Annotated in this window: 11 protein-coding genes; 3 read left to right on the top strand and 8 right to left on the bottom strand. The window is 74.0% G+C overall.

Features of this window, described 5'->3' with window-relative positions; all coding sequences use genetic code 11:
- The 8 genes from ACLIYP_RS25035 to ACLIYP_RS25000 all read right to left on the bottom strand — a co-directional run.
- A partial coding sequence (locus ACLIYP_RS25035) for a penicillin acylase family protein (RefSeq protein WP_412715374.1) occupies positions 1 to 1,636 on the bottom strand: 1,636 nt, incomplete at its 3' end.
- A gap of 2 nt (positions 1,637 to 1,638) precedes the next feature.
- Positions 1,639 to 3,207 (bottom strand): DHA2 family efflux MFS transporter permease subunit, encoded by a 1,569-nt coding sequence (locus ACLIYP_RS25030; RefSeq protein WP_412715378.1) that lies wholly within the window; start codon positions 3,205 to 3,207, stop codon positions 1,639 to 1,641.
- A 9-nt stretch (positions 3,208 to 3,216) separates the two neighbouring features.
- On the bottom strand, positions 3,217 to 4,992 hold the full coding sequence (locus ACLIYP_RS25025; protein ID WP_412715377.1) for an IucA/IucC family protein: 1,776 nt from the start codon (positions 4,990 to 4,992) through the stop codon (positions 3,217 to 3,219).
- Positions 4,993 to 5,063: 71 nt separating this feature from the next.
- Positions 5,064 to 5,636 carry a GNAT family N-acetyltransferase gene (locus tag ACLIYP_RS25020; RefSeq protein ID WP_412715373.1) on the bottom strand — a complete coding sequence of 191 codons (573 nt, stop codon included), beginning with the start codon at positions 5,634 to 5,636 and terminating at the stop codon, positions 5,064 to 5,066.
- Positions 5,633 to 6,934: a lysine N(6)-hydroxylase/L-ornithine N(5)-oxygenase family protein gene (locus tag ACLIYP_RS25015; protein ID WP_412715372.1), complete on the bottom strand. Its 1,302-nt coding sequence runs from the start codon at positions 6,932 to 6,934 to the stop codon at positions 5,633 to 5,635. The genes ACLIYP_RS25020 and ACLIYP_RS25015 overlap by 4 nt, the downstream gene beginning before the upstream one ends.
- 23 nt (positions 6,935 to 6,957) lie before the next feature.
- On the bottom strand, positions 6,958 to 8,469 hold the full coding sequence (locus ACLIYP_RS25010; protein ID WP_412715376.1) for a pyridoxal phosphate-dependent decarboxylase family protein: 1,512 nt from the start codon (positions 8,467 to 8,469) through the stop codon (positions 6,958 to 6,960).
- Positions 8,470 to 8,671: 202 nt separating this feature from the next.
- Positions 8,672 to 9,601 carry a siderophore-interacting protein gene (locus ACLIYP_RS25005; protein ID WP_412715371.1) on the bottom strand — a complete coding sequence of 310 codons (930 nt, stop codon included), beginning with the start codon at positions 9,599 to 9,601 and terminating at the stop codon, positions 8,672 to 8,674.
- Positions 9,602 to 9,696: 95 nt separating this feature from the next.
- Positions 9,697 to 10,734, bottom strand: a complete 1,038-nt coding sequence (locus ACLIYP_RS25000) for an ABC transporter substrate-binding protein (RefSeq protein WP_412715370.1) — start codon at positions 10,732 to 10,734, stop codon at positions 9,697 to 9,699.
- 139 nt (positions 10,735 to 10,873) lie between these two features.
- Between ACLIYP_RS25000 and ACLIYP_RS24995 the strand changes: the two genes are divergently transcribed.
- The 3 genes from ACLIYP_RS24995 (at position 10,874) to ACLIYP_RS24985 (ending at position 13,970) form a co-directional block, all read left to right on the top strand.
- Positions 10,874 to 11,944: a FecCD family ABC transporter permease gene (locus ACLIYP_RS24995; RefSeq protein ID WP_412715369.1), complete on the top strand. Its 1,071-nt coding sequence runs from the start codon at positions 10,874 to 10,876 to the stop codon at positions 11,942 to 11,944.
- Positions 11,941 to 13,041: a FecCD family ABC transporter permease gene (locus tag ACLIYP_RS24990; RefSeq protein WP_412715368.1), complete on the top strand. Its 1,101-nt coding sequence runs from the start codon at positions 11,941 to 11,943 to the stop codon at positions 13,039 to 13,041. The genes ACLIYP_RS24995 and ACLIYP_RS24990 overlap by 4 nt, the downstream gene beginning before the upstream one ends.
- Before the next feature lie 65 nt (positions 13,042 to 13,106).
- Entirely contained in the window at positions 13,107 to 13,970 is an 864-nt protein-coding gene (locus ACLIYP_RS24985; protein ID WP_412715375.1) for an ABC transporter ATP-binding protein, read from the top strand.
- The last annotated feature ends 260 nt before the right edge of the window (positions 13,971 to 14,230 follow it).

Here is a 14,230-nt window from a genome sequence, read left to right as displayed (position 1 = left end):
CCAGCCGCCGCACCGCCGCGGTGCGGACGGCGGCGAAGGAGGCGGCTCCGGCGCTGTCGGCGTCCATGCGGCGGTCCCAGTCCAGCAGCCGCTGCCGCAACCGCCGGGCGGCCGGGGCCAGTTCCCCGGGGCCGGTGCGCGCCAGCAGGTCCAGCAGGGGCGCGGCCGAGGCCAGCAGGGTGTCGCGGTGGACGGCGGGCATGTCCCGCGCGGACCACCCGGCCCGCCCCGCCAGCAGCTCCCGGATGCGCTCGGCCCGGTGCGGCGGCGCGAACTCCACGCCCAGGGGTCCGGCGATCCCGCGCTGGTTGGCCATGACCGCGATCCCCTCCACGCCTTCGCGCGGCATCGGTTCGTACCGGTCCCGCCAGGCGTGCCGGGGCTCCCAGGCGGGCACGACCCGTGTCCGGTTGTCCGGGTGGCGCGCGGGGACGGCGCCCGCCACCCGGTGCAGAGTCCCGCCCGCGGTGTCGGCGGCCAGGACGACGTTGACGGGTTCCGCCCAGCCGTCCAGGGCGCGGTCGACGTCGGCGACGCTCCGGGCCCGCAGCAGGGCGGGAAGCACTCCGAAGCCGAGGTCCGCGCGGACGCGCGGGGGGTGGCGCAGGGTGATCGCGCCGAAGACCTCCGGGGCGGAGGAGCCTTGGGCCGAGGGCTCCTGGGCCGGGGGCTCCTGGGCCGGGAAGGCCGGATCCGCCCACTCCGCCGCCTCGTCGCCGTCGGCGATGACGGGGCCGCGCCCGGTCTCGATCACCTCGACCGTCACGGGCTCGCCGCCGGCCACCTCGATCGTCTCCACGTGGCGCTCGGCGGGCCGCCATCCGTCCGGGCCCAGCGCCTCCACCCGCTCGCCGTCCGGCCCGGTGCGCCGCAGCCGCTCGCGGTAGAGGTCCTGGTAGTCGGCCATGGCGTTGGTGATGGCCCAGGCCACCTGGCCGGTGTGGCCGAAGTGGGCGATGCCGGGTACGCCGGGGACGGCGAGGCCGACGACGTCGAACTCCGGGCAGGCCAGACGGATCTGCTGGTAGACGCCCGGGTCCTCGATGAACCGGTGGGGGTCGCCCGCGACGATCGCCGCACCGGTGGCGGTGCGGTCCCCGGGGACGAGCCAGCCGTTGCTGCCGGAGGTGCCGGGCCCGTCGGTGGCGAACACCCCCACCCACTCGGGCCCCAGGCGGCGGGCGACGGCGTCGCGCCAGAGCTTGGCCGGGAAACCCGCGAACAGGATGTGCGCAGACAGCCAGACGCCCATCGGGGTCCACGGCCGCCACCGGCCCGGGGCGAGCCCGGCGGCGGCGAACTCCGGTGCCCGGCGGGCCCCTTCCGCCAGCCCGTCGTTTACCCCGTCGACGTAGGAGCGGACCCAGGCGGCGGTGCCGGGGTCCTCCCGCTCCAGGGCGTCCATGCAGCGCCTGGCGGTGTCCTCCAGCCGGACCCGCCGGGCGAACCGGTCCCAGGAGACGGCCTCGGCGCCGAGGAACGACGCCGAGGTGCCCTGCGAACGGTGCCGCTCGACCTCCATCTGCCAGGCGCGGTCCGCCGCAGCGTTGCGGCCCTGGGCGTACGCCAGCTCGTCCGCGCCGTCCGCGCGCAGATGCGGTACGCCCCAGGCGTCCCGGTAGACCTTCACGGCCATGCTCAGCTCTCCTTCCCGGCGGCGGGATGCGGCTCCGCCGCCGGATCCCGTACGGCGGACCGCCCGGCGCGGCCCAGCAGCAGGCCGGCCGCGCAGCCGCCCGCGAGGATCGCCGCGGCGCCGGCCAGCTGCCCGGTCCGCAGGCCGGAGGCGAACGCCTCGGCGACCGCGGCCAGGTCCGCCTCCCGGGAGACCCGGGCCAGCACGGCGGGCAGCGACTCGGCGGTGCTGGCCGAGTCCGGCAGCAGGGCGGCGAACCGGGAGGCGAGTACGGCGCCCAGCACGGCCACGCCCAGGCCGGCGCCCATCTCCGAGAGGGTGCCGTTGACACCGGCCCCCGCGCCCGCCTTCTCCTTGGGGATCGAGCTCATGACGGCCTCGGCGATGGCCGGGTTGGCGCAGCCGCAGCCCGCCCCCATCAGCACCAGGCCGGACAGGATCCAGCCGTAGCCCCCGTCGCCGACGAGGGCGACGACCGCGAGCCCGGCCGCCATCACGGCCATGCCCCAGGCGATCACCACCGGCAGGCCCAGGCGCGCGATCAGCCGCGCGGAGGCGCCGGTGAAGTTCACCAGCACCACCGTCAGCGCGAAGGGCGCCACGGCCAGGCCCGCCTGGAGCGGGCTGTCGCCGCGGACGAACTGGAACTGCTGCGTGAGCAGGTACAGGGCCCCGCCGCTGCCGAAGGTGATCAGCACGACACCCGTCACGGCCCCGGTGAAGCGGCGGCTGCGGAACAGGGCCGGGTCCAGCATCGGATGCCCGGTGCGCCGCTCCCAGCGCAGGAAGACGGACAGGACGGCGGCGCCCAGCACGGCCGGCACCAGGACGCCGGGGGAGGTCCAGCCCTCCTCCGGTCCGGTGATGACGGCGTAGACCACGCAGGTCATACCGGTGACGGAGAGCACCAGGCCCGGCAGGTCGAGGCGGCCGCCGCGCGGATCGCGGCTCTCGGGGACGAGGACCGCGGCGGCGACCAGGCCGATGAGCACCACCGGGATGTTGATCAGGAAGATCGCGCCCCACCAGAAGTGGCTGAGCACCAGCCCGCCGACGACCGGCCCGGAGGCGAAGCCGAGGGCGTTGACGGCGCCCCACAGGCCGATGGCCCTGGGCCGCTCGCTCGCGTCGAAGACCTGCATGACGACGGCGAGGGTGGTCGTCAGCAGCAGCGCCGCGCCCACGCCCATGCCCGCGCGGGCCGCGATGAGCTGGGCGGAGGTGGAGGCGAGCCCCGCCGCCAGCGAGCCGGCCCCGAACAGGGCCAGCCCGGTCAGCAGCATCCGCTTGCGGCCGTAGCGGTCGGCGGCGCTGCCCGCGGCGAGCAGCAGACCCGCCTGCACCAGGGCGTAGGCGTTGATCATCCACTGGACGTCGGCGGTGGACGCGCCCAGCTCGCCGGTCAGCGACGGGATCGCCACGTTGAGCACGGTGTTGTCGAGCACCACGACGAGTTCGGCGAGGCAGACCACGGCGAGGATCGCCCAGCGGGCGGGGTGCCCGCCGGGCGGCCCGGTCGCCGCCGCAGGATCGGGCGCCGGGCCGGCGCCGGCGGCCGGGTCGGTCGTCACCACGGTGTGTCAGGCCCTCCCCGGGGCGTAGGGGGCGATGGGGTTCCTCAGGCTGCCGACGAGCTGGAGCGCGCCGGAGGGGTCCGCCAGGTCCACCATCTGCCGGTTGTCGCGCAGCTGGAGCCGGTTGAGGCAGGACAGCGCGAACTCCCCGGCGAAGATGTCGTACCGCTCGAACCGCTCGGCCAGCTCCGGCACGGACTCCTGGTAGCGGATCACCGCCTCGGCGACGGTGCGCCAGAAGGCGTCCTCGGTGAGCACGCCCCGGTCGGCGAGGATCGCCCCGAGGTGGCGCAGGAAGCAGTCGAAGACGTCGGTGAGGATGGCCAGCAGCCGCATGTCCTCGGGTGTCTCGGCGCGGATGCGCTCCACCTCGGGGGGCAGCTCCACGCCGGGGTCCATCACGACGATCTCCTCGGCGATGTCCTTGAACACCGCCCGCGCCACCGCGTCGTCCTCCAGGACGAGGATGACGTTCTCGCCGTGCGGCATGTACGCCAGGTCGTAGGCGTAGAAGCTGTGCAGCAGCGGGGTGAGGTAGGCGTCCAGGTAGCGGCCCAGCCACGCTTCGGGGGTGAGGCCGGAGCGCTCGATCAGCGCGGCGGCCAGCGAGCCCCCGTCGGTGTCGGTGTGGAGCAGGGACGCCATGGTGGCCAGGCGCTGTCCCTCCCCCAGCCGGGGGACGGGGCTCTCGCGCCACAGGGCCGCGAGCATCTTGCGGTAGGGCGAGTAGCGGTCGGTGGCGGCCTCGTAGCCGGGGTGGCGGTAGCCGACGGCGGCGCGCTCGCGGATGATCTCCAGGCCGGTGGCGCGCAGTACGGGGTCCTCGGCCACCAGCTCGGCCAGCCAGTCGTTGATGGCCGGGGTGGCCTCCATGTAGGCCGCCGAAAGTCCCCGCATGAAGCCCATGTTGAGCACGGACAGGGCCGTCTTGACGTAGTGCTTGCCCGGGTCGGAGGTGTTGAAGAAGGTACGGATGGACTGCTGGGCCAGGTACTCGTCCTCGCTCTCGCCCAGCGGCACGATCCGGCGCTGGGCGACCTCGGCGGAGAAGGTCACGGCGAGCTTGTTCCACCACTGCCAGGGGTGGACGGGGACCAGCAGGTAGTCCGCCGGATCCAGGCCCTGGCCGCGCAGGACGGAGCCGAAGCGGTCCAGGGTCTCCTCGCCGAGCTCGGCGCGCAGCAGCGTGTCGTAGTCGGTGTCGGCCGAGCAGGTGAAGGTGGTGTGGTCGCGGTGGGCCGCCACCCACAGCAGCCGCACCGGGGCCGCGGTCTCGGGCGCGTAGGCCAGGTACTCGTGGATCCCGAAGCCCAGGCGGCCGTTGTTGGCGACGAAGCAGGGATGGCCCTCGGTCATGCCGGTCTCGATCGCCTGGAAGTCGCCGCCGGCCAGCTCGGCGGCGGTGACCGGCTTCTTCGCCAGTTTGTACGCGGTGCTCGCCAGGGTGGAGCTGATCTCCTCCAGGTAGACGGGGAGGATCTCGTCGCTCAGGCCCAGGGCGTCGCGGAACTCGGTGAAGAACGCGAGAGCGTCCAGGGGCAGTTCGGCGCCGCCGCGGTGGCGGGTGATGCTGCCGGCGTCGATCTGCCAGTGGTCGAGCGCCATCAGGCGTGCCGTGAAGCGGTACTCGATCTCCTCGCCGCCCTCGCCGCCGGTGACGGCGTAGCGGCCGCCGCCCAGGTCGACGGGGGCGAGCAGGCGCTCGTGGGAGAACTCCGACAGGGCCTTGCGCAGCAGCAGCCGTACGGCGGTCTCCCAGTTGCCGGGGGTCAGATGGGCCACGGCCCTGTGCGGATCGGCCCGCGGACCGGACTGCGGATCGGGGTGCGGTACGGCGTGGGGGGAGGCGGCGGTCACAGGGCGGCTCCTCGTACGGCGGCCTCGAAGCGCTCGCGGGTGCAGACGCTCAGCAGGGCCTCCTTCTCCGGTTTGGCGATCGTGCCGACGACCTCGAAGCCGACGGCGGCGTTGAGGGCGTGCACGGCGGTGTTGCGGGCGTCGGGCTCGACGACCACGCGGCGGGCGGCCGGGTCGTCGAAGAGCATCGCCATCACCGTGGTGATGACGGCGAGGGTGAACCCGCGGACGGGGGTGTCGGACGGCGCGGTGAGGAAGTGCATCCCGACGTCGCCGGGCCGGTGGTCGTACAGCCCGGCCAGCTCCACACGGGCGGGGTCGTAGCGCTCGACGAGGAAGGCGGGGCTGCCGCGGTGCAGGCCCAGGAAGGCGTCGTGGTGCGGGTGTTCGGCGATCCGCCGGTACTCGTCGGCCACCTGCCGCTCGTCGGCGTCCTGCATCAGCCAGTACACGGCCTTGGGATGGGTCACCCAGGAGTGCAGCAGGGGCGCGTCGGCGTCGGGGTCGAGGGCGACCACGGAGAATCCCCCCAGCCGGGGGTCCTCGCGGTGGAAGAGGACGTCGCTCACGCGATGTCCCCCTCGGGGGCGCCGAAGTCCTGGAAGGCGATGGACTTCTCGACGGGGTAGACCTCGCGGCCGAGGATGTCGCGGATGATCCAGGAGTTGCGGTACGGGCCCATGCCCAGGTCCGGAGAGGTGACGCTGTGGGCGTGGACGGCCCCGTTCTGCAGGAAGACGCCGCGGCCGGTGACGTCGACGCTGTAGTTGCGGGCGACGTCGAAGCGGCCCGAGGAGTCGAAGCGGAGGCGGTCGCGGATCCCTTCCAGGAAGGCGGGGACGCGGTGGCGGTAGCCGGTGGCCAGGATGAGGCCCTCGGTGGTGAGGGTGAACTCCCTGCCCTGCTCGACCTGGTGCAGCCCGAGGGTGTAGGAGCCGCTCGCCTCGTCGTGGGAGGCGGAGGTCAGGGCGGTGTTGGTCAGCAGCCGGGTGGGGACGGGGCCGGCGGCGCTCTTCGCGTACAGCAGGTCGAAGATGTCGTTGATCAACGCCTCGTTGATGCCCTTGAACAGGCCCTTCTGCTCGCCCTCCAGCCGGTGCCGGGTGGGCTCGGGCAGGGCGTGGAAGTAGTCGACGTAGTCGGGGGAGGTCATCTCCAGGGTCAGCTTGGTGTACTCCAGCGGGAAGAACCGCGGGGAGCGGGTGACCCAGTTCAGGCGGTAGCCGCGGGTGTCGATCTCCGAGAGCAGGTCGTGGTAGATCTCGGCGGCGCTCTGCCCGCTGCCCACGATGGTGATGCTCTCCTTGGCCTGGAGCGCCTCCTTGTGCTCCAGGTAGCGGGAGTTGTGGATCACGTCGCCGCCCAGCCCCTCGCAGGACTCCGGCACGTACGGCGGGGTGCCGGTGCCCAGCACCAGGTGGCGGGCCCGGTGCTCGCCGCGCTCGCCGGTGGAGGTGTCGCGGGCGGTGACGGTGTACAGGCCCTCGGCCTCGTCGTGGGAGACGGCGACGACCTCGCGGCCGAAGCGGACGGAGGACAGCCGGCCGGCGGCCCAGCGGCAGTAGGCGTTGTACTCGGCGCGCAGCGGATAGAAGCTCTCGCGGATGTAGAACGGGTACAGACGCCCGGACTGCTTGAGGTAGTTGAGGAAGGAGTAGGGAGAGGTGGGGTCGGCCATGGTCACCAGGTCGGCCATGAAGGGCGTCTGCAGGGTGACGCCGTCCAGCAGCATGCCGGGGTGCCAGTCGAACTCCGGGCGGCTCTCCAGGAAGAGCCCGTCGAGGTCGTCGATCGGCTCGGTCAGGCAGGCCAGCCCCAGGTTGAAGGGGCCCAGTCCGATGGCTATGAAGTCGTGAGGGGTGGACACGTCGTCTCCGTGGGTCTGGTGGTTCAGGCGGCCGGCGAGCCGCCCCGGCGGGCGGCGGAGGAGGCCAGGTGCTCCTGGGCGTGCCCGGCGATCAGGTCGAGGACGGCGCGGATGTCGTCCGTCGTGGTCTCCGGGTTGAGCAGGGTGAACTTCAGGTGGTGGCGGCCGTCGACCACCGTCCCGGCGACCACGGCCTCGCCGGAGGCGGCCAGGGCCTCGCGGGCGTGCAGGTTGGCCAGGTCCACGGCCGTCTCGCCGGCGCCGCCCGCTTCCGCTTTCGCGCCTGCGTCCGCGCCGGGGTCGTAGCGGAAGACCAGGGTGGAGAGCGCCGGCCTGGTGACGACGGTGAAGCGGGGGTCGTCCTCCAGGATCCGCCAGGTGTCGGCGGCGAGGTCCACCACCTGGTCGAAGAGCGCGCCGACGGCGTCGGCGCCCATGATGCGCAGGGTCAGCCACAGCTTGAGCGCGTCGAAGCGGCGGGTGGTCTGCAGGGACTTGTCGACCTGGTTGGGGATGCGCTTCTCGGCGCTGCGGGCCGGGTTGAGGTAGTCGGCGTGGTAGGTGGCGTGCCGCAGGGTGGCGCCGTCGCGGACGAGGACGGCGCTGGAACTGACCGGCTGGAAGAAGGACTTGTGGTAGTCGACGGTGACCGAGTCGGCCCGTTCGATGCCGTTGAGCAGATGGCGGCGCGTGGTGGAGGCCAGCAGCCCGCAGCCGTAGGCGGCGTCGACGTGGAACCACGTCCCGGCCTCCTGGCACAGCTCCGCGATCTCGGGCAGGGGGTCGATGGAGCCGAAGTCGGTGGTGCCGGCGGTCGCGGAGACGGCCATCACCGTCAGGCCCTCCTCCCGGCAGCGGCGCAGCTCGCGGGCGAGGGCGTCGGCGCGCATCCGGCGGTCGCCGTCGCAGGGCACGGAGACGACCGATCCCGGCTCCAGACCGAGGAGTTTGGCGGCCTTCTGGACGGAGAAGTGGCCGGCCTCGGAGGTCAGGACGCGCAGCTTCGGCAGCATCTCGCAGACCGGCGGCGGGGTGGGGGAGTTCTTCCGCAGCAGCCGGAGGGCCTCCTCGCGGGCCAGCAGCAGCGCCTGGAGGTTGGACTGGGTGCCGCCGCTGGTGAAGACGCCGTCGGCGGCTCGGCCCAGGCCGATGCGCGCGGCGGTCCAGTCTATGAGCCGACGCTCCATCAGGGTGCCGCCGGCGCTCTGGTCCCAGGTGTCCAGGGAGGAGTTGACGGCGGAGAGGACGGCCTCGCCGAGGAGGGCGGGAAGCACCACCGGGCAGTTGAGGTGGGCGAGGTAGCGGGGGTGGTGGAAGTAGACCGCGTCGCGGAGGTAGACGCGCTCCAGCTCGTCGAGGGCGGCGGCCGGATCGCCCAGGGGGCGGTCGAGGTCGATGCCGTCCACCAGCGGGGCCAGTTCGCCGGGGGTGACTCCGGTGAACGGGCGGCCGGCTCCGGCGACCGTCCGGGCGACCCGCCCCGCGCCTTCGGAGACCAGCCGCCGGTAGTACTCGGCGGTGGAGTCGTTCAGCAGGTGGGAGCGGGGGTCGGCGCCGGCGGGGGCGGCCGTGTCGGCAGGAGCGAGAGGGGAGGCGGATCCCTGGGGGCTCACGCGCGGGTCCTCCGAATCGGGGGAGCGGGAAACTTAGGTAAGGCTATCCTAACTTACTCTGATCATGTGGGAGCCCCGCGTACCGCAGGTGGTACGTGGGGCTCCGTGCGGGCGTGATCCCGCGTCAGGCGGCACCGGCCAGCGCCTCGGCGCGCAGGTCCTCCTCCGAGGCGCCCAGCCGCCAGTACCCGGAGAAGGCCACCCGGCCGCGGGGGAAGCCGCGTTCGGACACCAGATGGCGGCGCAGCGCCCGCACCGCACCCGCCTCGCCCGCCAGCCACGCGTACGCGCCGCCCGGGACCTCGTCGGGCAGCGCGGCCTCGCGCACGGCGTCGACCACCGCGCCGTGCCGCCGGAAGTCCTCCCGGACCAGCCAGGTGACCTCGGCGTCGGCCGCGGTGGGCAGCGGCCGTACGTCCCCGGCCCGGGGCACCTCGACCCACACCCGAGCCCGGACGCCGGCCGGCAGCCAGGCCAGGATCCCGGCGACGGCCGGCAGCGCCGTCTCGTCGGCGGCCAGCAGCACCCGGTCCGTGCCCGGGGGAGGGCGGAAGCCGACGCTCTTGTTGTCCGCGGTCACCGGGCCCAGCAGGCGCACCCGGTCGCCCGGCCGGGCGCGCCGCGCCCAGCGGGTCGCGGGCCCGGTGTCGCCGTGCAGGACGAAGTCGGCGTCCACCTCGCCGGCCTCCGGGCGCTGCGCGGCCACGGTGTAGGAGCGCATGACCGCGCGCACCGCCGGGTCCGTCGCCCGCCAGGCCGCGAACCAGCCGTCGCCCGCCTCCACCGGGACGACGGGCTCGCTCTGGCCGGGCTGCGGCAGGAAGAGCGAGAAGCTCTGGTCCCTCCCGCCGCCCGCGAACCCCCTGAGCCGCTCCCCGCCGAAGGTGATCCGGACCAGGGACGGACCCAGCCGCAGGCTGCGCACGACCGAGGCCTCGAAGAAACCGAACGGCGAGGCCGGCCGGGCGGCGGGAGCGCGGCGGGGCGCCGCCGGCCGGGAGGCCGTGCGGGAGGCGGTGCGGGAGGCGGCGGGGGCGGCGGTGCGCGGTGTCATCTGCGGGCTCTCCTTCTCGGAGGTTGCTGTCCTGCGCGGTCTTGGGTGGCGCGAAACGGGCCGGGGAGGCGCCGCGGCGCCTCCCCGGCCCGTGCTCAGCCGAGCTTCTTCGCCCTGGTGATGGCGTCGGCCAGGTTCTCCATCAGCGGTGCGGCGCCCTGGTAGGAGAAGCGCGGCACCGGGTCCCACTCGGCGACCTGGCCGGCCTTGACCGCCGGGAGCGACTCCCAGGTCGGCTTGGACTTCAGGTCCTCGGGCTGCAGGGCGGTGCTGCGGTTGTCCAGGATGATGAGGTCGGCCTCGTACTGCCCGGCGTTCTCCCAGCTGAGGCTCTCGAAGTAGCCGCCGCTGGCCTTGATGTCCTTGGGGATGACGAACTCGACGCCCAGCTCGGCGAAGTACTTCAGGTCGGCCGCGGGCGCGGGGGTGGAGACGTAGAAGTAGTCCGCGCTGCCGGAGGCGGCCAGCACCCGCAGTCCGCCGCTGGCCCCGGCCGCCCTGCGGAGCTTCTCGGCCGCCGCCTCGAAGCGGGCCTTGCCATCGGTGACCTGCTTGGACTTCAGGTCGGCGCCCAGGGACTCGGCCAGGGCCGCGTAACGCTGGATCGGCTTGAGCAGGGAGACGTTCGCGACCTGGACGGCGACGCTGGGGGCGAGCTTGAGGATCTTGTCCGCGCTCTCCTCGGGCACGTACCACAGCGAGCCGGAGTCGTACTGATGGGTGACCAGCAGCTCGGGGTTGAGGGCGGCGTACTTCTCGATGTCGAACTCGCCCCAGGCGTTGCCGATGACCTCGACCTTCTTCACGTCCAGACCGCCGGCCTGCGGGTGGGCCGAGCCGTCCTCCAGCAGCGTCTCGCCGAAGACGCCGACGATCCGGTCCTTCAGGCCGAAGTCGGCCAGGGCGGCGGCGGTGCCGGTGAAGGCCACGATGCGCTCGGGCGTCCTGTCGGCGGTGACCTTCTTCTTGCGGTCGTCGGTGAACGACCAGGGGCCGCCGCCCTTCTCCGAGGCGTTGCCCGACGCCTTCGAATCGCCGTCCCCGCACGCCGCGAGCAGGGCGCCCAGCCCGAGGGCGCCGCCCGCCGCGAGGATGCCCCGGCGGGAGAGGTTGGCGGTTCTTGCGTAGGACATGACTGGGCCTCTCTGAGCAAACGCACAAGGATGCGGCGGGTGTTCGGATCACCGGCCGCGGCTGTTAGGTTAACCTAACCAAAGTTCGAGCCCAAGGGGGACGGTCGCCGATCTCCCCCCGGCACACCGGAGTCCGCACGTGTCACTCATCAAGCCGAGTCCCGCGGGGGAGAGGACGGCGCAGGCGCCGCCCCCCGCCGTCGAGGGGCCGCCCAAGCGCACCCGTACCGCCCTGCGCTCCGCCGGGCTGGCGGGCTCGGTGGCCCTGCTGCTCGTCCTGCTGGTGCTGAGCCTCGGCTTCGGCGCCCGGCCGCTGTCGGCGGGCGAGGTCTGGTCCGGCCTCTTCGACAGCGGCTCCGCGACCTGGAGCGTGGTGCACGAGATGCGGCTGCCGCGCACCCTGCTCGGACTGCTCACAGGCCTCGCCCTCGGCCTGGCCGGCGCGGTGATGCAGGCGCTGACCCGCAATCCGCTGGCCGACCCCGGGCTGCTGGGCATCAACGCCGGCGCCTCGGCCGCCGTGGTCACCGCCATCGCCTTCCTCGGGGTGACCGGCTTCACCGGCTACGTGTGGTTCGCCCTGGCCGGAGCGGCGGTCGTCTCCGTCCTCGTCTACGCGGTCGGCGGCGGGCGAGGGGCGACCCCGGCGCGGCTGGCCCTGGCCGGCGCGGCGCTCAACGCCGCCCTGTACTCCTACGTCAACGCCGCGATGATCCTGGACGCCGCGTCGCTGGAGCGGATGCGCTTCTGGACCGTCGGCTCGCTGGCCTCGGCCCGGGCGGACACCGTGGCGCAGGTGCTGCCGTTCATCACCACCGGCCTCCTGGCCGCCCTGGCCCTCGCCCGGCCGCTCAACGCCCTCGCGCTCGGCGACGACCAGGCCCGCGCCCTGGGCGCCCGGCCGGAGAAGGTCCGCGCCGCCTGCGTCGTCGCCGTCACCCTGCTGTGCGGCGCGGCCACCGCGGCCGCCGGCCCCATCGTCTTCGTCGGGCTGATGGTGCCGCACCTGGTCCGCGCGATCACCGGCCCCGACCTGCGCTGGGTGCTGCCGTACTGCGCGGTGCTCGCCCCCGTGCTGCTGCTCGGCTCCGACGTGCTCGGCCGGCTGCTGGGCCGCCCCGGCGAGCTCCAGGTCGGCGTCGTCACCGCCGTCCTCGGCGGCCCCCTCTTCCTCTACGTCCTGCGGCGGCGGAAGGTGGCCGTGGCATGAGGACCGTAACGGGAACCGGGGCGGGGGCCGGCGCGGCAACCGGTACGAGGACCGGCGCGAGGGCCGGTGTCAGGACCCTCCGCGCCGGATCGGCGCTCAGCCTCCGCTTCCGCCCCCGCGCCCTGATCGCCGCGGTCGTCTGCCTGCTCGCGGCCCTGACCGCCGGCGTCGCCACCATCGGCAGCGGCGACTACCCCATGAGCCCCGCCGAGGTGCTGGCCACCCTCACCGGCGGCGGCACCCCCGCCCAGGACTTCATCGTCAACGAACTGCGGCTGCCGCGCGTACTCGCCGCCCTCCTCGTCGGCGCCTCGCTCGGCCTGGCCGGAGCCGTCTTCCAGTCCGTGGTGCGCAACCCCCTGGGCAGCCCCGACATGCTCGGCATCACCCAGGGCGCCTCCACCGGCGCGCTGCTCGTCGTCCTCGCCGGCGGCAGCAGCGCGGCCCTGGCCGGCGGCGCCATCGCCGGAGGACTCCTCACCGGGCTGCTCATCCACGCCCTCGCCTGGCGCCGGGGGATGCACGGCTACCGGCTGGTGCTCACCGGCATCGGCGTCCTGGCGATGCTCACCGGCGTCAACGGCTACCTGCTCACCCGCGGCAAGCTGATGGAGGCGTCCCGCGCGATCCTGTGGATCACCGGCAGCCTCGACGGCCGCGGCTGGCGCGAACTCACCCCGTTGCTGGTCGCGCTGGCGGTGCTGGGCCCGGTCGTCGTCCTGGGCTGCGGACGGGCCCTGCGGATGACGGAGATGGGCGACGACGCGGCACACGCCCTCGGCGTGAGCGTCGAGCGCTCCCGCACCGCTGCGCTGGGCTCCGCCGTCGTCCTGGTCTCCTTCGCCGCCGCCTGCGCAGGCCCGGTCTCCTTCGTGGCGCTCACCGCGCCCCAGCTCGCCAAGCGGCTCACCCGCGCGCCCGGCCCCAACCTGCTGCCCGCCGCGTGCATGGGCGCGGCCGTGCTGGTCATCGCCGACTGGGCCGCCCAGAACCTCTTCACCGGACGGCAGATCCCCGTGGGCGTTCTCACCGGCCTCCTCGGCGGCTGCTACCTGGTGTGGCTGCTGGCCACCCAGCGGAAGGCAGGCCGGATATGAGCATCCTCGCGGAGGCCGGGCTCCCGGAGGCCCGGCCGAACACCCCCCAGGACGGAGCAGAACGGATGAAGCAGGGCAACCACCGCGACCACGACGCCCCGGCCACCGGGGAGACGAGGCTGAGCGGCGAGGGCCTGACCCTCGCCTACGAGCGGCGGACGATCGCCGAGGACCTCACGGTCGCGATACCGGACCGCTCCTTCACCGTCGTCATCGGCCCCAACGCCTGCGGCAAGTCCACCCTGCTGCGCGCCCTGTCGCGGATGCTGAAACCGGCCGCCGGGACGGTGCTCCTGGACGGCAGGGACATCTCCTCGGCCAACGCCAAGCAGGTCGCGCGCACCCTCGGCCTGCTGCCGCAGTCCTCCGTCGCGCCCGAGGACATCTCCGTCTCCGAACTGGTCTCCCGGGGCCGCTACCCGCACCAGAGCCTGCTGCGCCAGTGGTCGGCGGAGGACGAGCGCGTGGTGGCGGAGGCGATGGCCTCCACCGGCGTCGCCGAGCTCGCCGACCGCTCGGTGGACGAACTGTCCGGCGGGCAGCGGCAGCGGGTGTGGATCGCCATGGCACTGGCCCAGCAGACCCCCCTGCTGCTGCTGGACGAGCCGACCACCTACCTCGACCTCGCCCACCAGATCGACATCCTGGACCTGTGCGCCCGCCTCCACCAGGAGCAGGGCCGCACCCTGGTCGCCGTCCTCCACGACCTCAACCACGCGGCCCGCTACGCCACCCACCTGATCGCCATGCGCGAAGGGAGGGTGGTGGCCTCCGGGCCGCCGGAGCAGATCGTGACGGCCGAACTGGTCGAGGAGGTCTTCGGCCTGCCCTGCCGGGTCATCGACGACCCGGAGACCGGCACTCCGCTGGTGGTGCCCGCGGCGCGGCGCCGCGCCCGCAAGCCCCAGGCGGCCGGTCAGCTCTCCTGACCCGTCCCGCTGTCCCGGCGCCTGCGTCCGCTGCCGGCTGCGTCGGCTCGAGGAGGTCTTCGGCGACCGGCTCCACGATCCCGCGGCCCTCGACGACGGAACGGCCGGCAACCTCTGCGAGGCCGGGGCCGCCGGCGGTTTCCGCTTTGGCCGCCGCGCCCTCGGCCGGGCCGGGAACGCCCGCTCCCGGCGGGCCGCGGCCGGCTTCCGCGCGCACGTGGCGGGCCGCGACGCCGTACCCGAAGCGTCCGTAGATCGCC

The sequence above is a fragment of the Streptomyces nanhaiensis genome (assembly GCF_046614825.1).
Taxonomy (GTDB): domain Bacteria; phylum Actinomycetota; class Actinomycetes; order Streptomycetales; family Streptomycetaceae; genus Streptomyces; species Streptomyces radiopugnans.
Note: the sequence above shows the minus strand (reverse complement) of the source record. Positions and strands in the feature narration are given on the sequence as shown.

What these genes read in the sequence shown, in the direction of transcription:
- ACLIYP_RS24990 (WP_412715368.1), top strand. Translation starts at nt 11,941, where the DNA reads ATGAGGACCGTAACGGGAACCGGGGCGGGGGCCGGCGCGGCAACCGGT.
- ACLIYP_RS25000 (WP_412715370.1), bottom strand. Translation starts at nt 10,734, where the DNA reads ATGTCCTACGCAAGAACCGCCAACCTCTCCCGCCGGGGCATCCTCGCG.
- ACLIYP_RS25005 (WP_412715371.1), bottom strand. Translation starts at nt 9,601, where the DNA reads ATGACACCGCGCACCGCCGCCCCCGCCGCCTCCCGCACCGCCTCCCGC.
- ACLIYP_RS24985 (WP_412715375.1), top strand. Translation starts at nt 13,107, where the DNA reads ATGAAGCAGGGCAACCACCGCGACCACGACGCCCCGGCCACCGGGGAG.